This is a genomic window from Dysgonomonas mossii, assembly GCF_004569505.1.
Taxonomy (GTDB): Bacteria; Bacteroidota; Bacteroidia; order Bacteroidales; family Dysgonomonadaceae; genus Dysgonomonas.
In genome coordinates this window covers 1-426 of record NZ_SPPK01000086.1, presented here as the reverse complement: position 1 = coordinate 426, position 426 = coordinate 1, and the positions used below count along the sequence as shown (strand labels likewise).

Below are 426 nucleotides of genomic sequence, written 5' to 3'. Positions count from 1 at the left end.
CGAGAAACGCGGCCCCTTCCTCATCCCCTGGTTGGGCGAAAGCGAGGCGCCGCGGCGCGCCGATCTCCCGAAGAAATCACTCCTGCGCGTCCAGGCCCATCAGCTGAAAACTCGTCCGCAGGTCGTTCGACATCGGGATGTCGAGGCGCTCGCCGTTGGGCAGGCGCTTCAGGAACCAGCGCTCGTAGGTACAGCGCAACGCGCGTGATTCGGCCAGCCTTGTGAAGGTTTGGGCCACGACCCCGGCGAACTCGGGATCGTCCTTGCGGAACATGATGCCGTAGGGCTCGTAGGAGAGCTTGTCGGGCAGGACCGTGTAGCTCGCCCCGTCCTGGCCGTCGGTGGCGATCAGGCCGTAGAGCAGCACGTCGTCGGTGGCGAAGGCGTCAGCCTGGCCGGCCTTCACCAGGGCGTAAGCTGTCTCTT

The 426-nt window shown here is 65.7% G+C and carries 1 pseudogene; it reads right to left on the bottom strand.

Features of this window, described 5'->3' with window-relative positions:
• Positions 1-76 precede the first annotated feature (76 nt).
• A pseudogene (locus E4T88_RS18970) lies at positions 77-426 on the bottom strand (hypothetical protein); the annotation flags it as partial.